Raw genomic sequence first — 21,940 nt, forward strand, 5'->3', positions numbered from 1 at the left:
AAAAAAACCCGGACCATGTCCGGGTTTTTCTTTGCCTGCCTGAAACGGCTTACTCAGCCGCTGGCGCTGCCGGTTTGCGGCGTTTCAGTGGGGCCATGCCGTCGCTGCTCACCAGAGCGTCCGGTTTCGGACGGTTGGCGCTCTTGCGCTTGGTCGGGGTTTTGGCGGCAGTTTTCTTCTTGTCGCCCTTGGCGTCGGTCTTTTTCTTCTTCACGCCGACGGCTTTGCCCGAGGCCTTGACCTTTTTCGGTCCGCCGTAGGTGCCTTTGACTTCCTTGATGGTGCGGCGCTCGAAGCTCTGCTTCAGATAACGCTCGATGCTCGACATCAGGTTCCAGTCGCCGTGGCAGATCAGCGAGATCGCCAGACCGTCGTTGCCGGCTCGGCCGGTACGACCGATACGGTGCACGTATTCGTCGCCGCTGCGTGGCATGTCGAAGTTGATCACCAGATCCAGACCGTCGACGTCCAGACCACGGGCCGCCACGTCGGTAGCCACCAGGATCTTCACGCCGCCCTGCTTCAGACGGTCGATCGCCAGTTTGCGATCCTTCTGGTCTTTTTCTCCGTGCAGCACGAACGCCTTGTATTCCTGGGCGACGAGACGACCGTAGATGCGGTCGGCCATGGCCCGGGTGTTGGTGAAGACGATGGCCTTCTGATAGGTCTCGTTGGCCAGCAGCCAGTTGACGATCTGTTCTTTATGCTGGTTGTGGTCGGCGGTGATGATCTGCTGACGGGTGGTGTCGTTCAGCTGGCTGACCGCGTTGAGCTGCAGGTGCTCAGGGTTGTTCAGCACCTTGGCGATCATCTCGCGCAGTCCGGAACCACCAGTGGTGGCGGAGAACAGCATGGTCTGCTGACGGTTCGGGCATTCGTCGACCAGACGCTGCACGTCTTCGGCGAAACCCATGTCGAGCATGCGGTCGGCTTCGTCGAGCACCAGCACTTCGACTTCTTTCAGGTCGAGGTTGCCGGCGTTCAGTTGCTCGATCATCCGGCCCGGGGTGCCGATCAGGATGTCCGGCACCTTGCGCAGCATGGCGGCCTGGACCTTGAAGTCTTCACCGCCGGTGATCAGGCCGGACTTGATGAAAGTGAACTGCGAAAAGCGCTCGACTTCCTTCAGGGTCTGTTGGGCCAGCTCGCGGGTCGGCAGCAGGATCAGGGTCTTGATGCTGACGCGAACCTTGGCCGGGCCGATCAGGCGGTTGAGGATCGGCAGGACGAAAGCGGCGGTCTTGCCGCTACCGGTTTGCGCCGTCACCCGCAGGTCACGCCCCTGAAGCGCCAGCGGAATGGCCGCGGCTTGCACAGGCGTTGGCTCGACAAATTTCAGCTCGGCCACGGCTTTGAGCAGGCGTTCGTGCAGGGCGAATTGGGAAAACACGGGTGCTACCTCGAAGATATGCAAAAAATCAGCTGCATAGGTTACCGGTTTCGAGCGCTCAGGCCGAGTTTCTTTGTGAAATCCGCCGTAATCAGTGGCTTTTTTGTTGCTCGATTTGTCTCCAACGGTAATACACAGCGTCTTAAATGCTCTAATCGCCCGTCGCGTCTTACAGAAGAATCGTTTCACTCATGGATTTCAAACAGCTCTGGCTCAACGCCCAAGACCTCTGGGGTGCCCTCGAACAACACCCGCTCCTGCACGCCGGCCTGGCACTGCTCCTGTTATTGGTGATCGCGCTGGTACTCGGACGAGTGGCGCGTTATCTGATCCTGCATGCCAGCCGCATGCTCGGTCGCCAGCCCGCGTTGCACTGGATCAACGACTTTCGCCATAACAAGGTGTTTCAGCGTCTGGCGCAGATGACGCCATCGCTGGTGATCCAGTTCGGCCTGCACCTGGTGCCGGAACTGAGCAAGACCGCCACGGTGTTCCTCGGCAACGTGGCGCTGGCGTTCACCATTCTGTTCCTGTTGCTGTCGGTCAGCGCCCTGCTCAATGCGCTGCTGGACATCTACGCCCGCACCGAACACGCCCGCACCCGCTCGATCAAGGGGTATGTGCAACTGGCGAAAATGGTCCTGTACGTGTTCGGCGCGATCATCATCGTCGCCACCCTGATCGACCGTTCGCCGCTGTTGCTGCTGTCCGGTCTCGGTGCGATGTCGGCGGTGATCCTGTTGGTCTACAAGGACACCCTGCTGTCGTTCGTCGCCAGCGTGCAACTGACCAGCAACGACATGCTGCGGGTCGGCGACTGGATCGAAATGCCGCAGGTCGGCGCCGATGGCGACGTGGTCGACATCACCCTGCACACGGTCAAGGTGCAGAACTACGCGTGAGCTGAAATCCATTTCAACGTATCGTGAGCTCAATAGAATCCGGACAGCTTCTAACGTAGACGCCGCTGAATGCCTAGTCGCCTGAACACTCTCACCCTCTCCTTACTCCCTCTTCTCTACATCAGTACAGACCATTACCCAAAATCTGTTCCCTTATGCCGCATTGAACTCTTAAGCTGCCATTTCTCTGCGAGCATGCATTGACTTCAGTGAACGGTGCTTGACCAACCTCTTCCTTATTCGAACAGCAAAAACTCGCCCCTTGTTGACGCTGTTGCATCTGCCGATCTAAATCTCGACAGAAAACCTCCCGGCAAGGCTGCAAGGGCAGACGAAACGAATTGATCTCCTCAACCTTCCGCGACTCGCGCTTATACCGTCAGCCAGAACACATGCGTTGAAACCATTCGGCTCGACAACTCGCGGCTCGAGACGTGCCCTAAGACGTAACTCTGTGACGAGAAAGCCAGAGTGTTTCGAACTTATTTCACGGTGCGCTTACAGGTGTAAAAGGCCTCAGAACCGACCCGGCGCCATCAAAGGAGGAGACTATTTTGGTTTGCAGCTAGGAACCCAGGAGGAATACCCGTGCTTTGAGGATCGGTAGCGAGATGCCATCCAAAGTGGCGACGATTGAACAGTACCTTCAAAACCGCCATCCAAAAGGCTCGACTTTGAGCGGGAGGCTGGCTTGACGTGGTGGCCAATCAGAAAATCGGCCAGTTTCAGTATTTTTTCCCCCACTTGGAGATTTTTTTCGCAGATTTAACAGTCAGTGACAAGTGACCACTCATTAACTCTTGAAGAGGTTGATTAGCCATTTTTCAGTAATTGTTGTAAGCACGGGAAACGTGCCGAACCCGCCTATAACAGGGCTTGGAGAGCTATGTGCGACTCGCAGGGGCGGCGGCGCCCAAACTATTTAACAAGTATTGACATAAGAAATACGTGTAAGAAAACTATAAAATCGATATTTGATATCAAGAGCCACTGAAGCCACTGTCAATACATGGAAATGTTAAACCACACCCTAGGCTTTCTGCGCCCTCCAGCACACTCGCCCTCCCTACAAGCCGATAAACAAGATCCAAAAAAACAACTAAAAACACACTGTCAATATATGTATAAATAAAAATCCCCGCAACCCTCACCTATAAAATACTAGTTGCGAAATTTTAAGAAGCCATTACTCTTGCCGGGGTTCGAAATCACAATCTAACCTTCCTCTGAACTTCTTGACAAGCATCCGATCTGCAGGCACGCCATGTTCACAACAGTGGAATTGAAAAACCTTACACCTTTCACTAAGTGTTATGACGATGCGATAGAGGCGATGATATCAGTACCTACCGAGCCTCCAATTTTTTACCCTGTAAAATTCGAAGACTCAGATTACATCGAGGGAATGAAGATTATTCTTCAGCCGGACGGCACTCCATGGGTCGAGGGTAATCTTTTTCTTTTCTGGCGAGCAAAACAGCACCCAAAACTTTCAGACATAACGTTAGGTGCTGAGGCTGTCAATCTCAAAGAGTTCATGAATGTCATGCATGGCCAACGTCTAGACCATCTTGATTTCAAAGGTCGCGAATTTGAAAGGCCGACGTATATTTTCAAGGCTCACTTCAAACTTGACGTAGCACGCGGTGCGATAGATGCACAAACCGCCAACAACAAAATAAGGTCGGTAGTCCGTTATTACAGATGGAGAATGAAATTCCGATTTCTTAGACCGACCAAGCCCCCTTGGAAAGAAAGCATAATCTGGGTCAGTCATACCAACCGATTTGGTTTTGTAAGAACCAGGGAAGTAGTCACCACTGACTTAACGTTTGCCAAGAACACAGAAGAATCAAGCGACTACATTTATGACGGGGGAAAACTAAGACCCCTCGACAAGCAGCAGCAAGACGCGATGATACAGGCACTTCTTGAAACTTATAACACTGAAATGCTCTTAGCTTTTCTCTTAGCACTTGTTTCAGGAATGCGAATTCAGACGGTACTCACTATCCGCATCGGAGACGTATTCGAAGCAAGTGCCTTTGACATGAAAACCTACGCAATTAATGCAGGGGAAGATTGTCTTGTTGATACAAAGTATGACAAAAAACAGAAGATTCAAGTGCCTGGCTGGATGCACCACAGGCTTTTTACCTACCTTCAGTCTGAGCGATATCTCGGCCGAAAAGAAAAAGCGCTTGAAAGAGAGTCCGTTGAACAATACGTATTTCTCAGCAGAACGGGCAAGCCGCTGTACGTGAGCAAATTAGACAAAGACAAATACAAAAGTCATGAGAAAGGCTCAGCAGTTAGAAAATTCATTAAGGACACCTTGTCTCCGCTGCTCAAGTCACGCGGACACAACTTCACATTCAGTTTTCACGATTTAAGGGCCTCCCACGGCATGAACTTGGTAGAAGAGCGCAAAAAACTCCTGGCGGAGGGTGAGATCGGTCTACTGGAGCTAATCGATTTCGTAGCCAAACGGCTGCACCATTCAAATTCAAAAACCACCATGGGTTATTTGGATTACCGAAGGATCAACAAACTGGTTCACGAAGCTGACGCCCAATTCCAACAACATATAATCGAGCTGCTTGAAAGAGATTAACCATGGACAGACCGGTTATTGAAATTCGCATTGATGGTCTTGTCAATAATGCTGGCCTTCTGAAGGCAGCCCAAAGTACCCTTGCCAGCACGCCCATCGAAAGTATAGTCATAAGGTTCAATCATCGTCACGCATTCGATTTCGGTGCTTGGTGTTTTGCTAAACGCTTCGGAAGTAGCGCGACAAAGACAGTTGGTATATCTACCCACCTACCAAAGCGATTAGCGGCGCTGAAAAACATGGCCAGTCATGTAATTACTAAAAGTCTGACTGACAACACACCGGCCACTGGATACTCCATGATGGCCGATTGGGTTATTATGGCTAAATGGAGCGAGGAAAATGAACATCAAAACTTTTTGGATACCCCTGAAGAGTACCATGAGGCAGTCAAGGCATTTTCCGCATACTTGAACAATGACCACCGCCAATATTCCACTCGACGTCGTATGCGGTCAATATGCGTAAAATTAGGGGAAGAAGGCTTCGTTGATAGTGAACATATTTTCACGGCACAATTGCCGCCTATCAAACGCCCTAATAACACCACCACCGCCTTACAACCAGTTCCTTCAGAAAAAAAACTAAAGCACTACCTTCAGGTGTGCGAGCCATTATTTGTCGGACTAACAAACTTTTTAATTACAAGATGTAAATTTCCATACCAGCTTCATTTCAAGGATTATTTCGCCTGGATTGTTGCTGATAGAAGGTATCCATTAATCAGCCAAAAAGTATTGGCTAAAAATGGAGAGCTCACAGCAAATTCCACGACCTTCGACTATGGCGAAGCGAGAATGAGAACATGGCAGGAATACCTCAAGCGCACTGAATCAACCGAATCAGTCGCTCAAAGATCTTATTACGTGGCGAAAGAGGCCTATTCAGCTAGGATGGCTGAGGCAAACGGTTCTGACGATAACCAGTATCGAATTCGCGTAGGACGCATAGCCCATGACTCCTTCGTTTCGATGTTTGTCGCCGCGACTGGAATCAATGAGTCGCCATTACGGGCGTTACCTTGGGATGCAGAATTTAAAATCGAATCTGACGAGATTGGCTTCAAAGCTATAAAGTTTCGCGCAAACAACAAAACAATTATTATAAAAGTAAAATCAAGCTTCATTAAGCATTTCAAAAAATATATAAAACTTCGCAATTTTCTTTGCAAAGACATTGAGCACCCCTATCTTTTCATTGGATTCAATGGAAACACGATATCAAAAACCCGAATGCTCGACACAAACATATTGAGTCGTTTACATAATAGTTTGCAGCGTTTCGCAGATCCTAACCTACCCCTCTTAAGCTATAGAGCGTTCAGAGACTACAAGGACAATTTCATAGCAAAAACGCACGGGCATGAAGCCTCACGAAACATCCTGCAGCACAGCGAAAAAACTCAATTAAAAAGCTACTTAAAAGCAAACGAGCAAACAGCAGTCGACCAAATCAACAAATTTCACTCAGCAGTAAATGCATTTTTCGGTGTTCCACATCCCTGTGCTACACCACTGGGGGGTTGCGAGAGTGAAGGTACTCCCGAAGTAATTTCCGAAGGCTTAGTCACAGCAACGCCCGACTGCAAAAACAACGTGGGATGTTTGAATTGCGTAAACTACAAGGCTCATGCCAACCGAGAAGATGCGTGGAAACTGATCAGCCTTGAATACATCACCAAACAGATGATTCAGTCTAGTGCCGACATTCAACACTTCCATACAACTCACGGCCCCACACTCCAGCGGATTGATAGCCTCCTGAGCGGTATGGCTACTCTTGATCCAGACATCATAAACACAATCACCGAGTTGCGAAAAGAAGTCTATGAGGATAATAGCCTAACCGATTACTGGCAAAGGCACCTCGAGAGGCTTGTAAAACTCAAGGTAATTGCATAAAAGACATGAAAAAAAAATTAGAACACAAAGTTAAAGTGACCGACAACTGCACCGAACCGCAGTTGGAGACTGCTTACATTGGCATGGACTTAACGGCACTGTGCGGAGATACCGTGATCAGTTACGGCATTGATGGCCAACCCATCTATCTACATGATGCAGAATGGGACTTTCCTGCTCTCGCACTGACTCCAATTGACAAGACCTCATTCAACTTTTCTACCGTAGAGTCCCCAGCACCATTTAATCAGAAAAACATTCTCACCAGTCAACTAATTTTGGCCACGGAGATCTTTTCTCTAAATCGTAGCGGAGAACCTTTAAGAATAACTAGCATTAGAAATCCATTCAGGGCGGTTCTCTGTCTTGTCAAAATCGCAGACAAACGCAACATAACGATTCAAGAGCTGATCTCGCAAAAAAATCACCCTAATGATTTCGTCAAAGAGATTCCGATAGCACTCTGCGGACACCTATTAAAGCTGATTAGCAACTACCTTACTCTCACTGATAATGTGCTTAGCTTACGTCCCCACAAGGCCCTTCTTGCAGAGTTGCAAAAACGCTATCGCAAGACAATAAAAACTGGAAAACAGACTCCGGTTATACCAAGCCGTATATTGCATGCTCGTTATCATCATTACAATGACATCATCGTAGACTTCATGAGGTCTGCCGAAAAACTGCACGCCCTGGCTGAAGAGCTGTCTTCAAACCCTTATTACGGTCGAGATATATCCAAGGCCAGCAGATTCAATAAGTCCAATCATGGCTTCGCGAAGCCCTACCGAAAATCCAACTTCGAGAAAGCGATTCTCGATCACGACCTTGTCGCTTATTGCGCCAGAAATAAAATCAAGTCAACTAAAAATTTGAGCTCACACATTGGGCTAGCACAGCATTGTGCCAAAAGCCTAGTGCATATTTACACTCTAGTTCGCGACCATGAAGCCAAGCTACTGGGAAACAATTGCGTCCAACCAGCAGAAGGCTGGAGCTCAAAAGGGCTTTACATGATGGGCGTATCCACAAAGCTAACCGGTACAGTTAAAGACACTGCCTGGATTGCCAACGAGCTAATCGTTGAGCCAATTGCGGCGCTGAAGACTATCAAATCAATGATCTCTCCCTATTTGCCCGATAACTTCGTAGATGGTGACTACTTACTTATTACACCATCATATTTGCCATTTTGCGGAACAAATCCTGGAAAAACCGTAATCCGAGCAGACACTACGAGATATGAAAAACACCTTCCTCCTATTCTCATCGAAGAGGCTGACATACTTCAACTCGAGGCCATTGACCCACTTGCCGACTGGCGGTCAGACCCAAAATACAAGATCGGTAAGCCTTGGAAAATCGCGACGCACCAATTCCGCAGGACGATGGCCGTATTTGGTGCTCAAAGCCAGATGCTGGATATCCCAGAACTCAAACGCCTTCTCACCCACCTGACTGAGTCTATGAGTGTCTACTACCAACGAGGCTGTTCAGCGGGTGGCTATAACATGAAACTGATGAGCCCTGAACTTGCTAAAGAAATTAAAAATGCATTGCAAGATAGTCAATGGATTTCTTATCTCAACGAAGTGCTGTATTCAACAGAAAAACTGCATGGCGGACATGGCAACCGAATTATCCCTTCGGATAAAAATGACGACATTGATAGAATCATTTTTCGCCAGACTGCCGAGGAAACCAGGAATAAAGTCAAAAAAGGCCTGCTATCTTGGCAACCAACCCCTATGGGTGGCTGCACAAGCACTAAGCCATGTGATGACCGAGCACATGGCAATTTTGCGAATTGCTTCGGATGCGCCAGTTCAGTCCTCAAAGCTAGCCGCGTTGAATCAGTGATCGAGCACGCTAGGGCCGACCTTATAAATTTAGATCCTAAATCTTTCGAGTATCGAATGGAAAAACGCAACATCCAAGACTATGAATTCATACTTAGCCACTTAAACTAGAAACCAACATGACATCAAATAACATTAAGGGCACAGGACTTGAGGAGCTATTTGAGGCGCTCTTTCGCTTGTACAACAACAATCCAGAGCGTGTGCCTAAGGGTACGAAAATCACACTTAGCTCAGTTGCACTTGAATCAGGCAAAGATCCTAGCCTTATCAAAAAAGGGCGTAAAATTTATCAAAAACTTATTGAGGACATTAAATATTATGCTGCCATTCAGAAAGAAAAACTTTCGCAAAAAACAACTGATACAGCTGCTCTAAAGGCTCGAATTATACACTACCGTAGTGAATCCGTAAGATTCGAAGACCTATGGAAAGCCGCACTTGGCAGAGAGCTTATGCTTCTGGCCCAACTTGATGAATATGAGCTGCGCTGGAAAAAGCACTCCAATGTAGTGGACATTTCCGCGTCCGACAGAGCCGTGGAATAATTGCCCACCCTAAGAACCCTAAACATTCACCTACCAAAAAAATTTGGCAATCACAAAAGGCTACCTCAATGGAAGGCAAAAAACGCATAGAAGATCTTAGTATTAATCACGCTTTGCTCAAAAATCATCTCAACAGTTATAATCAGCTAGCCATGACTCGTTATTACGTAAAAACCGCCATAGGGGGTTGTACCAACACTCGCCCTTCCAATTTAGCTTTTACAGAGGCACTTGAATGCCAAACTGCGGATCGCCATCTATAGGGGATGACTTTAAAGACCAAAACTCCGCACGGGCTTAAAGCATCTAACGAGTGCTACTAGCTTTCTACTACCCACGCCTACTTTTCCCAATGACAACCGGGGTTAGGCGTGGGCGCTAGAGGGTCATAGGCTGTTACACAACAGTACTTCCGCAATCGCGCTCTTGTAGAGATCGGTTGGTCAACCTTACCTGATCGCTAGAATAACTAGGTACTACCTTGCGCGTCCAAGAAGCTAGGTACGTTCTTTTGGGGCTTGTTGAGCTTCACGGGTCGCTCGGTGTATCTGGGCTTCCCGCCGCATTTTTTCGCTAAATGCTTGGGCTCTGTCATATTCATCCTTCGATTCCTTTTCTAGCCGACGATGCAGAATGGGACAGTAAATCCATTCACTGTCAGATGCGTTACGATGAAGTGGCGCCACCATCAACACGAAGAATACGCTCAAACCCAGCCATACTGGAGTGCTTGACCACTGCTCTTCAACCCAGCCGACAATCGAGATCGCATCCCCGATTCCAGACCAGTAAAAATTTAGACTCGCGAGAACTAAGGCGCTGAAAGCGTAAAGCTGAATCCTATACAGCTCGGCATCCTGCGCAGCTCTTTCCTGTTGATAGCGGTCGTAGATCCCAATAAGAAATTCGCTTTGAGTTTCATGAGCCTCCTCCCGGATTTCCCACGGCCGCACGCAGTCAGTACGTCGAGTCCATCTTACTTGGAATTGCTCAGGCCTTGAAGAGACTAAACCGCGTACAAGTTTCGCTTCGAGATTTTTTAGGATTTCAATCGCTGTTTCGTATACCGATACTGTTAGGGGATATAGCAACGTGAAAACCAGCGATAGCAGACCGGAAAAGCAAACGAACGCAACCAAAAGCTTGATGCCTAGAGCGAAATCCGTTTTGAGCTCCACCTTCTGTATCCCAACAATGCCTGCGCTGGAGAAGTGCACCATCATTGAGTCGAAAAGAAGCAGAAAGCTGGCGATCAGAAGGAAAAACTTAACCTTGCTAGCGCTCTCCAACATTGAGAAAAACTTATCTTTGGCGAGGTCTTCCGAAGCTGACATCCTGATTCTCCTAGGCAGTTGCAAATGCGATGTTCTTTTTCGGGATAGAAGGGTGGCCAGGGTCGTGTCCCTCCTCTTCCGTACGACAAAATTCGAACGTGATGGAATCACAACCCGACCGACAGTTCGCTCATCCTTGACTCTACGAACCAGCTGCACACGTGACGTTTCGACAGATTTTGCCCTATGTCCAGAGACGATTTCACTCTCCTAGAGTCCGCCGAGGCGCGCAAACAGCCGTTGACAGTCACAAGGGGGTTTGAATGTTCCTCTTAAAGTTATAAGAAAATCTATCGCCATAAATAGACTTAACCGTTAATGTAAAGTCGAAACGACCACTTGTAATAGACATCAGTCTCAGTCGCGTCGAGGCACACTGGAGTGCTGGCGCCGATTTCGGTACACCGATTAGCGAAATTTCTTCGCCAGTTTTTAAGCTATCATTCGGACGCGGTTCGCTAATCGATAAACATCCTGGAACTAATCCCAGCTTTGCAGCGGCCTGAAAAAATTTACCATCACCCTCAATTCTTACCCCATCCACTATGACATCCATGCTTTCCATAAAAGCAGGCCCCAGCCCATTGTTGATAATGTGCAGTCCTAAATTTTCAAGTTTTTGCTCGTTTGTGGGGTAGGCATTGAGCCGCGGCTGAACAGCTATATGATTCTGTTCACGCTGCAGGTATAGTTGGCCAGCGGAGAAAAATAAGGCAACTAGCGCAATTGAAACTGTAGCAATATTAGCAACAGGTTGTTTCATTTGATTATAGACCATTTTATCAGTGAGTACATTTCTGGATACGGCACCCACGCCGCAACGACGCGCGCCCCCCCGGTACTGACGAACTAAAACACTACAGCCCCCAACATTCAAGCTTCACCATCATCAAAACCATTAAAGGATTCGAAATAAAATGGACTTCAGCTACTCAACCAAAGAGTTTTACGAACAGCAAATGATTGCGACTATTAACCACTTAGCCTCTGGAGACATACAAAGAGCCGGGCAAGCAGTATTCAGTTTTTTTGAAGGAAAGGAACATATTATAGGAAAAGAGGCCATCGTCAGCTCACAGCATATCTTTGCATTCTACAACCTCAGGGATCTGTCTGACGCCTGCCACACCAATAAAGCCCTGCTACCACGATGGGTTGCGGCGACCTACTGCTACTTTAAAGAAAAAGCTGCCTTACCGACTATAGCAGAGGAAATACTCCCAACCTGCCTGCAGCTACTAACGAAATTCAAAGATGACGAACTTGACAACCTTAACGCCTTAACACAAATGGCATTCTGGGACTTCCAATACGGTAAAAAACACCACAGAAATTTGCAAAAAATTATCACAACCCAAAAACTAAAAACAAAGACAGCAAAAAACTATCGCTCACTTTTCCTTACAACCGAACTAAACCCAGACCCCACCAACATAATTAAAAATATTGAGAACACATACAAGCAACGCAAGGCATTTACTCACCAAAATTTAGCAATTACGATCCTAAACTATTATTGCAAGATATCGAAAAAGCGCGAACACCTCGAAGAGCTAATCAAAGTTTTGAAAGGGCCAAACCTAAAAGTCGACATAGCGAATGGGAGAACCGACTTCCTACAACCATTGATAATGCATCTATACGGACAAAAAGAATATCACCTAATGCTTAAGTTTTTAGGCAGCCTGAAAAACTCCCAGCACAGCCCTCAAGGCCTATCAACACCGCATGCATTCCTGATATCGAACGCAGAAAAACTTTCACTGCTCTCTCCGCACTGGCTTGACATATTTGAAAACCAAGACAACTATGAAAGCTATGAAAAACTAACCAACTCAAAAAATAGAGCCACCAATACCTTCACTTCGCTATTAGGGGGCATTGAGAATGGAGCTGCCAACTTAGACCCTAGTCGAGCCGGGGCCCCGCCCGAGAGCTCGGATCTGGAATCTTACGCCGCTGCAACAATCGAACATTTCAAGTTAAAAGATAACGTATATGGAGAAATCAGCTTATTAACTCTAACGCCATCGCACAGCTTTCCAATTCAATCAGCGCTTTTCAGTCTTGGAAAACATTCACCACTAATATCTACAAGCCTAGAGGATCAAACTGAAGAGCCGGAGCAAAAGAATTTTGCATTTATGCTTTCAACCCATACCAGCTCTTACAACATCGAGAAAGAATTCATTGAACGTGAGTTCGGAGAAAAAGCCAAAATATTCACAAATCCCTCTCCACAAATTTTTGAAGAAACTCTCAATAATGCAGAGCTCAATGCATTCTACATTTCTGCACATGGTGAATACAATCACTGGAAATACGGCTCCAGTGATGAAATATTCTTTAGCGATGACTCAATAATCCCTATGAGCACAATAAGAAAGTGCTCCCTCAGAAGAAAAACAAAAAGCAACATCATTCTCAACATATGCGACGGCGCGACGTCTGCGATCAATTGCATCCCTTATAGCAGAGGAATTGCATCAACATTGGCTAACGGAGCACAAACCGTGATATCGCACCTTTGGCCTGTTAATCCCGTATATGCTTGCTCATTCGGATTAATTAATATTTTTCACTTAAAATCCGCGCCCGCAATCGATGCAGCAAGATTGACTTTCGACACCCTAAAACTGCCAAAGCAAGATATGCTGAATGAAATTAGAAAGCTCTCTGATTCCTTCGCAGGGCTCGCGACTTACCTAGACAGAACTGACTTCGAAATGTCACAGTTCAAAAACATTGGAAGTGTGGCCATCTATTCCTAGTTTTAATCATCTAATTCAGGTGAACCAAACCTGCCCCAGGGGAAGCTCTGCACTTAATTCACTATTGCGCAGAGCAAGCCGCCTCCCCTCCCCCCCAAAAAAAGCATAGAAATCGCGCGGAAGCATTTATTTCAAATTCCCCCTCGCCGCCATACTCTCCTATCGAATGAAAGCAAAAGTGCCAAAGCTTCCGCAAACTCTCTAGGCAGGGAAGTCGAGAATCAGCACCAATCTAAGCAGGGAAGGATAGTCGATGAAACGAGTAAGGGTGATTCGACATGGCGAGAGCGCCGCTAATGCCGGTCAGGCGAGCTGAGATCATGAGAGCATTCCGCTGCCCCCACGAGGATTGCAGCAAGCAATCACTGTGGCCAGGTCGTTTACTGAAGCACCTGAACTCATCGTGGTCTCTCCGTATGCCAGTGCCCAGTCGACCGCACAAGAGTCGGTCACAGTCGTCCCCTCCGCCGCGTTTGAGACCTGGCCAATCCAAGAGTTTACCTACCTAGAACCTGCTCGCTGCGTTGATACGACAGTCACCCAGCGTAGGGAGTGGGTCGAGGCCTACTGGATGAGAGCGACGCCGGAATATTCAGATGGTGACGGAGCAGAGTCATTCCTTGATTTTGTCGCTCGAGCACAGGCCTTCCTGGAGAGGCTTGCTGAGCATCCATCCACCCGCGCTGTCGTGTTCTCGCATGGCCAGTTTTTGAATGCTGTCGCGTGGTTACTTCAGCGCCGGCCTGAGCTTTTGGATGGCCACGCGATGACTGACTGGAGGAAATACGAGATCGAAAATCATATCCCGAACTGCTGCGGCTTCACCCTATCCCAGAGCGCTGGGGATACAGCATGGACACTCGGTAGGCGAGACTTCTGAAGGGTTAGACTGGCCTCACTGTGCTCGGCGATTGCGACGATGTAGGGATAGGCATATCGATGCCGATGACCACGACCTGATGCTTTTCGGCATCAGAGTCATCTAGCTCCCCGTGGAACCAGCTCGGGGACTCATAGCCCATGATCCGCCCTTCGAGCACGACATCTGGGTAACACGCAACAGCGTCTTCCAACGCTGAGCAATCAGATCTGGGAATCAGGACAGGCAGGTCAGGAGCGTACTTCCGCAACTCTTCAATCAACTCACCAACGTTCACATTGATGCCCTCGAATAATGGGCTGGCGGAGGCCTGTGGCGACGTCATTCAAGGCATACACATGGGAGTGGTCTTTTTCCAGTCGTGAAAGGCTTGCAGCTGAATGGATAGGCCCCTACCGAAACACCCCATATAAGAGACTGCAACATGACGCTCAAAGCCTCTTTCGCCAGCGTACCTCGTGCAGTGCGCTGCAAGCGCAATATCACCCAGCGAGACTTCGCTGACACAACGAGCCGTACCTATCTCTCAAAGCTTGAAATGGGCAAATCGAGCATCACCCTGGACAAGCTCGATCAGGTGAGCCGACGTCTAGAGTTGAACCCCCTCACCCTCCTCACCCTGACCCTGAGTGAAAAAACTGGATCTGGTCTCACAGCTACGAGCTGAGATCACAAGCCTGCAAGAGGATGACGGGCTGCCTGGGCATGACCGCGTGGCAATGACCATGCGGGCAATCTAATTAAATCAGGCAGCACAATAGGTGGTTCGGCGCAGATTACTACGGAAAGAAGAGAACCCGGCCGAGGGCTGCCTCTACAGTCAGGTCTTTCGGTTTCAACCGACCACAGCGGGAGGCTCTGCCGGATCGCTACCACCTACCGGAACAGCTGGCATGACCGGCGCCTTGGCATTGGCAGGTGCGTCAGGATAGAAAGCTTCGAACTTGTCATATGGGAAGAGTGACCGAATCTTATACACCGCATTGGTGAGGAATTGTGTCCTCTCCACATCGGCGTAGTCCCCACTGTATCTGCCCGAGAAGAAGTTGACCTCCCAGTGTCCGCTCTTGGGCTTGATTTCTCCCGCAATCCGGGCGGCCTGCATACCAGTCATGCTGGGATGGCCGAGCTCCTCAGGCGCCGGAATGTCTTCGGCGATGAAAAGCACGCCATCCTTCCCAATGGCCCAGATAAGCTTGCTCTTAGAGTCAGGGTCGTTGGCAGCCGCATCAGCCACCCTTTGGTAGGCCTCATGAACCTCAACCAAACGGATCTGCTGAGGATCCCAGAATTTTTTCGCGGTCGGGTTAGTACCCTTCCCGTTACGCGCAACCTCGTTTTCCTTAATGTGGTTGGGCGCACGCAACGTGCCATACATGCTGTTGAGATGGCTTTCGTAGTCATCCCGGCGCTGCTTGACCGCTCTGGTGAATGCTGGGAAGAAGTGCTGGTCATCCAGACCGGCGACTTTGCTCTCCTGACCAATGAATCCGGCCAACATCGCATCTGCATGAATCGGGTCAAGAATGTAAATCCCCGAAACCGCGTTGCCCAATGGGATATCGGTGGCATCCAAAAACACCCGGAAGGCAGGCTCTGAATTCCAGTAGACGTCAATTTGCCACTGCAGGCGTGCTAGGTTGCCAGTCAAGAAACCGAGCTTCTCCTTCCTCCAGCGAATCATCCGCTCTTCATCGAGGGTGTACGTACCTAGGACGTCACCGACATTTCGATTTGTGCGGTGCTGGCGAACATCGTCCCGGGCTCGAGCAATCGACGCCAGTTTTACCTCGTAATCGACCGCAGGAACGTCGATGCCGAGCATAGGGCAGATTTCATCCTCCAAGTATCCAATTACTTGGTCACGGATCCGCTCTGCTGTGCCGTGAGCGAATTTGAAATCGATGCGGGTCTTTCTATCTGCCGGGATGATCGAGATGTCTGGAACGATGATCTCATGCGGTTTTACCCACGTGGTTGCATCAGCCTCACGGATGGACATCGCTAGCCCCCAGCGACCTTTTGCGGCGTCAGGAGTAGCCGTTCCGAGATAGTCTTCAACCATGACCATTTCTGCCCGTGCGTAAGGGCCAAGGCGGTCATCATGCACGTATACCCACTTCGAACCATCTCGGAAGTCGTAACCCAGAGCAGTGATTGCATGTCCGGCTTTGACATGCTCTCCAGACTCATTGGGATCCACGCCGTATACGGTACCGGTCAAAATGACAGGCAGGTCGCTATTGATATGAGCAATGAGGTAGTCCCGGAAGGACTCTTGAGTCGATTGCTCGAGGTTAGTGTTGTGATAGCGCAGCCCCTCAACATCCAGCGTTCGCTGAATTTGCTTGTTGGTCAGCTCTTTGTTCGGGAAACCATTACTGGAGCCATCCACAAAATTCAAAGCAGCGGTGGTGATCTCGCTGCACGACTTGATGTCCTTGACCCCTCGGCCTGGCAAGCTATGCAGCGCTGTCCAAATGGCAGTGGTGGCACAAGCAGCCACAACCTTGTCCTGTTCCTGAAAGGCAATGGAATTGATCGTAAGCTTGATGCCGAAGAGATTCACATCGTAGGGCTTATCGATTTTTTTCTTGCCATCACCTCGGTCACCACTCACGCGCAGGCAGGTTTTACCCACGAATGTCCGAGTGAGTGGCTTGATCACCATGAAGCCGAGGTAGTGGGACTGCAGTTGCTCTACAGTCCTCACTGCGTTCTCATCGTCGTCATCGGCCAACACCACACCTGCATCTCCAGCAAGCAAGGCATCAAGCCGCTTGTGAGTCAGATCGCAGTTGAAGAAGTGAAGCCGAGCGCATTTGTAGCCATCGTTGCCGAAACGCCCCAGATAAAAGCGGGAGTAGTCTTCAAGGAAATCTCGGTCAATGTACTCATGCTCGAGCAGGATGCTCCCTACCGTCTTCTTGTCCTTCGGGATCTCGGGCATGAAGGATTTCAGATAGTTGTAGATGTAGGTGATCTGAGGTTTGTCGAAAATGTCAGCATGATCGTAGCCATAAGGCTCATGAATCAAAGCTGCCAGAGTCGCTTCCTCGAAGCTGGTGATAAGATATGGAGTCATTATGATCGCGCAAAAAAAAGCAGCCCATCAGGCTGCTTTCGAATGAAGAGACGTGTTAGAGGCTGCAGGTCTTGGCAAGCAGAGACGCAGTGACTTCTTGTTTAGCGAACTCACGTGCCAGACGGTTGTTGGTGTCGGCCATGCGATTACGAGCCGCCTTCAGGCTGGCTTCATGAGAACCGTTACGCCTACGGGTCTCTTCGATCATACGCTCCAGAGTCATAGCTCCATCCTCTAAGAATATTGGTTCCACGGTGCATCAACAATCCAATACGCGACCACTGACTCCACTGGACAACAACGTGGTACCGACGCGCTTGCGGCGGCGCGGATTATCGAATCCGGTCGCCAAGCTCCACAAGCAGTACCTTTCGTTAGCCGACAAGCGGCTTCACGACTGTAGTTCAGACCGAGCGAAAGCTCCAAGGTTCACGAACAAACAGCCTCAAGATCTGCCAAACGGTAGCGCCGTCACAGTTCTGCTCTTCCCAAGCAAGGCTGGACGCATCTCTCCCGCTAGGAGGCGCTGGAACGCCAAAACCTCCATCACAGAGGTGCCCTAGCTAGGCAAGAATCATTGGATAAATCGAGTATGGCACAAGGCAATCATACACTTAAAGTGTAATTTGCCTTTATTTTCGCACCATCATGGTGCAAAAGTGAGAATATTCTGCCCCTGCGACATTATGAGCCAGCGTGTAGCCGCCCCACCAGTAGAGACAAAAAGGAGTGGGGAGTTTATTGAAGGGCCTCCTTCTTCCAGTACGGGCCCCTTCCTTTATAGATACGTCTATGGTCGCCTGGGATCAGAACCCGAGCCATTTTTTGAGCTTGCCGATAAAGGACGGTGCCTCGGCCTGCTCCCGGGCCTGTGGTGCCGGCTCACGAACCACGTCCTGCTCCGACCTGCTCGACTGCACTCGTGCTTTCGCTTCGGCATCACGCTTGCGCCCGGCATTGATCGCCGCCTGGGACATGTTGCCGGCCCACTCAATGCGGCCAGATCGCACCCAGTAATGAGAGCGGCACTTGAAAGACCAGTTGCCAATAGAAGGCTTGAGCGACACCGTTTCACCATCGAATGACATCTGCCAATCGGTTGGTGAGAACGGTGTAATCACCTTGTTGCCGCAACCACAGGCGCACAGGTGTGCTGCAGTTGCGAACTCCATCGCTAGGTAGAGCTCACCAGGCTCAAGCTTCTGCGGGAAGCTCTCGACGAACTGAGGTGTGAGACTCTTGATGGTCATGGGCGCTCCTCGCTGTTGCCCATCTCGTTGAGGTTGGTCGAGTAGGTGAAGTGGCCAGCCTGGACTTGGTCGACGTAGAACCCACAGAGTCGTTTCCAGGTGCCAACCGCGAGTACCGCGTTGAGCGCATTCAGGTCTGCGATCTGAATGTTTGAGCGATAGGCATCCTCTGCAGAGTTTTCGGTAAGCGGCATGGTGCGATTCGCGTGCTCGTGATGCCCAGGTGTGAGCGTCGTTACACGGCACATCCCCCAGACCTGTTGCGTATCGCCCACCAGATGTACACCCATGCCGACATCAAGAAGCGAGGTTCGCGTACCTCGGAGTGCTTTCACCACCGAATCCCGCACGGCAGCGTTATCGACGCTCAGGAACACGTAGTCGAAAGCTCCCAGCTCAGCGACATTCCCAGCAGTGATCATGCACGGATGGGCCGTGATGTTGCGGTGCATCTCCCCGTATTTCTCCTTGAGGTACTCGACCTTCTTCATGCCCCGTTGAAGATCGGTGAAGGAAACAGCGCCCGGGTAGCGAAACGCATTGTGCTGCTGGAGCACATCACCATCATAAAGATGGATCTCCGCTACTGGCGTCTTAGCAACTTGATCCAGGATGTAAGCTCCGGTACCACCCAGTCCAACCACTGCTACCTTCAGCCCCTTGAACCTCCCGGTGGGCGCTCCGATACCAGCGCGTGCCGACGCCGTGTCGGTGTAAGCGAAAACCGTATCCTCCACATCGGATCGGAACGGTGCAAACGTCTTGGCAGTGACGTCCTTATCTATCGCCTGAGCCTGGCCACTCAGAATCGAAACGTATATCGAGACCTTCTCGTAGTAATCGGCATAGTTGCCCGCCTTGGGCTTGGCCGAGAAATAGTGGTTCACGACCAAATCCGACAACAGCTGATTGGTACCACTGCTGTTGATGATTTGCTCGAGGGGACGCCCTTGCGAATCGCAAGGGCAGTCACCAATGAAATGTGCGGTATGGTCGCTCGGGCTGACTGCTACATCAGCGGTCAGATTGAGTGCCATGACCAATACGCCTTTGCATACCTTGCGCTGAGCGTTCACGTAGGGCACATCTCGAACCAAGAGATAACCTTCTTTGGTTTCCAAGTTGTACCCCTCGTTACGCAGGCGCAGGAGGTGAGGACTAAGACTTATCAGTTGGTGTGACATTGAAGTGCATCCCCTTCTTGATACGGACGTGTTGGCCATCGACCAGGTTGGTCATGGAGTTACCTTCGTGGCCTTTCGCAAACGTAACGGTGAACTGGGCGTTCGGATCCGGCACGGCTTCCGGGTAAGCCAGCCGCACCACTTCCCAGTAGCTGAGGTTGCGCGAGTGGACGAATACCGGTTGCGTGTTCACGAACACCTTGATGTTGATTTCCACGACAGCGAAGTGCTCGACACCAGGGCGTGCCAGATCAAACAGGTCGCGGTCTTCGATCAGCTCATCTTCATCACCTGGGATTACCAGGAAGATGTCGTACAGCTTCGGATCGACGCCGGCGAGCGCCTTTAAGGTGCGCCCAGAAATGCGCTGCGCCCCCCAGTCCTGTGCCCGCCCATCAATGAAGAAGCGGAACGTACGATCACTTTTAAACGCCAGGAACTTCTCGATGCCAGCCTGGCGCAGGTCAGTGGTCTCACCAGGGCTAAGCAGCTCCAAGTGGCCGTTGGTGAGCATCTGGAACAGCAGATATTCGTCCACTGGACGGAGTTCAGCAGCCTCCAAAACCTGCTGCCCCGTCGGAACAGGATCTGCGATCACCAGTGGCCGGTACTCCAGCGCATCATTGCCGAGCTGGATTTTGTACGGGCCGTGATCACGCACCTCGCGGCCCGCCAAGACGGCGGCTGCCACGTCCTCAACCTCAAAATCGTTCAATTGACTCATGGGGTGAATCCTCGTATCTGAACCAAATGAGCTGTTGCCTGCGCAGACAACACCACCGTCCTTAAAAAACGACCCAAGGGTCGCTGTCCGGCCAGACAACAGTGGACTTCAAAAAAAAGCCGCTTATCATGGATCATGAATCGCGAGCTGTTGTCTGGCTAGGCAACAGACTACTCCCGCCCGTTTGGGCAATGCAAGAGGTTGGAGAAAAAAATGGATTTGGCCGGGTTCATCGCTACCATGCGTGAACGGAAAGAGCTGAGCTTTCGTGACCTGGAGAGACGTGCAGGCGACTTGGATCACGCATACATTTGGAGACTGGAGAAGGGAGATAGAGCGGCACCCTCTGAGGAAGTCGTTGACCGCCTGAGTCAAGCGCTAGAGCTGGATGAGCGCGAAGTGGAGGTGTTCAAGCTGCTGGCCAAGTCGGTCACGGTTGAGGACTCCCTATACCGCCTGATGGTCTCGAGGGTGGACATCCCATGGCTGGATTTTGAAGACGTGGCAACAATGAGCTTCCGAGGTGAGCGTCCCAACACCGAGGATGCCTGGCTCAAACGGATCCAACTCATCCAGCAAATGTAACGGCGAGGGCTTTCATGGACGAAAACGTTGTCATCTCACGAGCTAGAAAACTGCTGAAAGACGCCGGTATCAACACAGCTCCAGTTGATGTCGAAGCGCTTGCGCTCCACTTGGGCTTCAAGGTCTCACGTGTGGAACTTGAGGAGGGTGAAGCAGGTAATACTTTCGAAAGGCGTGGACAGATGCACATCTGCGTCAACGAAAAGGACAGCCCGGTTCGACAGCGTTTCACGATCCTTCATGAAATCGCACACCATGTCCTTGAGCTCCCGTCCAAGCACGGCGAGAAGGTGCCTGGTGATGAGCTAGAGCGCTTCACCGGGCGTCATCCGGAAGAGGTTTCGTGTGACCTCTTCGCTTCCGAGTGCTTGGTTCCCTGGGCAATGATCCAGCCATTTACTGAGGAGCGAGACTTTTCCTTGGAGAGCCTTGCTGACCTGGCTGATTACTTCCAGGCCTCCCGCTCCTGCATTGCATCCAAGTTCGCACAGGCCTCTGAAGGCCATCTGGCTTTCGTTGTCGCTGAAGATGGCGTGGTCAAATACTCGATTGGCTCGAAGGCCATGCGAGATGCCCGGGTGTGGATCACTAAGGGGATCCCGCTCCCTCAAAACTCTGCAGCAGCCAAGGCGCACAGGGCTGGCATCAGCGGTCTTCATGAGGCAGATATCGAGGGGACTGATTGGAGCACAAGTGATGATGCTCGGCGGTTCGCCTGCTACGAACAAGCTACCTACCATGCCCCCACCAGACAGACCCAATCAATCCTGAATTTCGAAGAGATGGATACTCACCCTGTGTCGAACAGCCATCGAGAGAGACATGATGACGATGACCTTTTGGAAGAGCTTGATGGCCGTCCAGGGTGGTCAAAGTATCGGTAGCGCACTCAGGCAGCATAGTAATGCAGTTG

17 protein-coding genes and 1 pseudogene are annotated in these 21,940 nt (G+C 50.3%); 10 read left to right on the plus strand and 8 right to left on the minus strand.

The window, feature by feature from the left end:
* Positions 1-49: 49 nt before the first annotated feature.
* Entirely contained in the window at positions 50-1,390 is a 1,341-nt protein-coding gene (locus tag JKA62_RS22220) for a DEAD/DEAH box helicase (protein WP_011332966.1), read from the minus strand.
* A 191-nt stretch (positions 1,391-1,581) separates the two neighbouring features.
* Here JKA62_RS22220 and JKA62_RS22225 point away from each other — a divergent pair.
* The 5 genes and pseudogenes from JKA62_RS22225 to JKA62_RS22245 form a co-directional block, all read left to right on the plus strand.
* Positions 1,582-2,286 (plus strand): annotated as a pseudogene (locus JKA62_RS22225) (mechanosensitive ion channel family protein); the annotation flags it as partial.
* Between the two features lie 1,270 nt (positions 2,287-3,556).
* Entirely contained in the window at positions 3,557-4,906 is a 1,350-nt protein-coding gene (locus tag JKA62_RS22230; RefSeq protein ID WP_201819452.1) for a site-specific integrase, read from the plus strand.
* A gap of 2 nt (positions 4,907-4,908) precedes the next feature.
* On the plus strand, positions 4,909-6,807 hold the full coding sequence (locus JKA62_RS22235) for a hypothetical protein (protein WP_201819454.1): 1,899 nt from the start codon (positions 4,909-4,911) through the stop codon (positions 6,805-6,807).
* 5 nt (positions 6,808-6,812) lie between these two features.
* The gene (locus tag JKA62_RS22240) at positions 6,813-8,777 is read left to right on the plus strand and encodes a hypothetical protein (protein WP_201819457.1); all 1,965 of its coding nucleotides are present in this window, start codon (positions 6,813-6,815) and stop codon (positions 8,775-8,777) included.
* Positions 8,778-8,785: 8 nt separating this feature from the next.
* Positions 8,786-9,214, plus strand: coding sequence for a hypothetical protein (locus JKA62_RS22245; RefSeq protein ID WP_201819459.1), 429 nt, complete (start codon positions 8,786-8,788; stop codon positions 9,212-9,214).
* 497 nt (positions 9,215-9,711) lie between these two features.
* On the opposite strand, the gene JKA62_RS22250 is transcribed toward JKA62_RS22245, so the two are convergent.
* Together JKA62_RS22250 and JKA62_RS22255 are read right to left on the minus strand one after the other, a co-directional pair.
* Positions 9,712-10,548, minus strand: a complete 837-nt coding sequence (locus tag JKA62_RS22250) for a hypothetical protein (RefSeq protein ID WP_201819462.1) — start codon at positions 10,546-10,548, stop codon at positions 9,712-9,714.
* Between the two features lie 247 nt (positions 10,549-10,795).
* Positions 10,796-11,311: a hypothetical protein gene (locus tag JKA62_RS22255; protein ID WP_201819465.1), complete on the minus strand. Its 516-nt coding sequence runs from the start codon at positions 11,309-11,311 to the stop codon at positions 10,796-10,798.
* A 154-nt stretch (positions 11,312-11,465) separates the two neighbouring features.
* Between JKA62_RS22255 and JKA62_RS22260 the strand changes: the two genes are divergently transcribed.
* The 3 genes from JKA62_RS22260 to JKA62_RS22270 all read left to right on the plus strand — a co-directional run bounded on the left by JKA62_RS22260 (position 11,466) and on the right by JKA62_RS22270 (position 14,866).
* Positions 11,466-13,319 (plus strand): hypothetical protein, encoded by a 1,854-nt coding sequence (locus JKA62_RS22260; RefSeq protein WP_201819469.1) that lies wholly within the window; start codon positions 11,466-11,468, stop codon positions 13,317-13,319.
* 328 nt (positions 13,320-13,647) lie between these two features.
* Positions 13,648-14,199: a histidine phosphatase family protein gene (locus JKA62_RS22265; protein WP_330932855.1), complete on the plus strand. Its 552-nt coding sequence runs from the start codon at positions 13,648-13,650 to the stop codon at positions 14,197-14,199.
* Between the two features lie 424 nt (positions 14,200-14,623).
* The gene (locus JKA62_RS22270; RefSeq protein WP_236676626.1) at positions 14,624-14,866 is read left to right on the plus strand and encodes a helix-turn-helix domain-containing protein; all 243 of its coding nucleotides are present in this window, start codon (positions 14,624-14,626) and stop codon (positions 14,864-14,866) included.
* A gap of 168 nt (positions 14,867-15,034) precedes the next feature.
* On the opposite strand, the gene JKA62_RS22275 is transcribed toward JKA62_RS22270, so the two are convergent.
* From JKA62_RS22275 to JKA62_RS22295, 5 genes are all read right to left on the minus strand, one after another.
* Complete coding sequence (locus JKA62_RS22275; RefSeq protein WP_201819472.1) at positions 15,035-17,284, minus strand: hypothetical protein; 2,250 nt, start codon at positions 17,282-17,284, stop codon at positions 15,035-15,037.
* A gap of 55 nt (positions 17,285-17,339) precedes the next feature.
* Positions 17,340-17,507, minus strand: a complete 168-nt coding sequence (locus JKA62_RS22280; protein ID WP_201819476.1) for a hypothetical protein — start codon at positions 17,505-17,507, stop codon at positions 17,340-17,342.
* Between the two features lie 583 nt (positions 17,508-18,090).
* The gene (locus JKA62_RS22285) at positions 18,091-18,534 is read right to left on the minus strand and encodes a DUF6527 family protein (protein WP_201819479.1); all 444 of its coding nucleotides are present in this window, start codon (positions 18,532-18,534) and stop codon (positions 18,091-18,093) included.
* On the minus strand, positions 18,531-19,757 hold the full coding sequence (locus tag JKA62_RS22290; protein WP_330932850.1) for a ThiF family adenylyltransferase: 1,227 nt from the start codon (positions 19,755-19,757) through the stop codon (positions 18,531-18,533). Before JKA62_RS22290 ends, JKA62_RS22285 begins: the two co-directional genes overlap by 4 nt.
* Positions 19,693-20,442: a multiubiquitin domain-containing protein gene (locus JKA62_RS22295; protein ID WP_201819484.1), complete on the minus strand. Its 750-nt coding sequence runs from the start codon at positions 20,440-20,442 to the stop codon at positions 19,693-19,695. Before JKA62_RS22295 ends, JKA62_RS22290 begins: the two co-directional genes overlap by 65 nt.
* A 213-nt stretch (positions 20,443-20,655) precedes the next feature.
* Between JKA62_RS22295 and JKA62_RS22300 the strand changes: the two genes are divergently transcribed.
* The gene (locus tag JKA62_RS22300) at positions 20,656-21,027 is read left to right on the plus strand and encodes a helix-turn-helix domain-containing protein (protein ID WP_010217754.1); all 372 of its coding nucleotides are present in this window, start codon (positions 20,656-20,658) and stop codon (positions 21,025-21,027) included.
* Between the two features lie 14 nt (positions 21,028-21,041).
* Positions 21,042-21,911 (plus strand): ImmA/IrrE family metallo-endopeptidase, encoded by an 870-nt coding sequence (locus JKA62_RS22305; protein WP_201819486.1) that lies wholly within the window; start codon positions 21,042-21,044, stop codon positions 21,909-21,911.
* Positions 21,912-21,940 lie beyond the last annotated feature (29 nt).

The organism is Pseudomonas sp. B7 (assembly GCF_016735645.1).
GTDB classification, from domain to species: Bacteria; Pseudomonadota; Gammaproteobacteria; order Pseudomonadales; family Pseudomonadaceae; genus Aquipseudomonas; species Aquipseudomonas glycinae.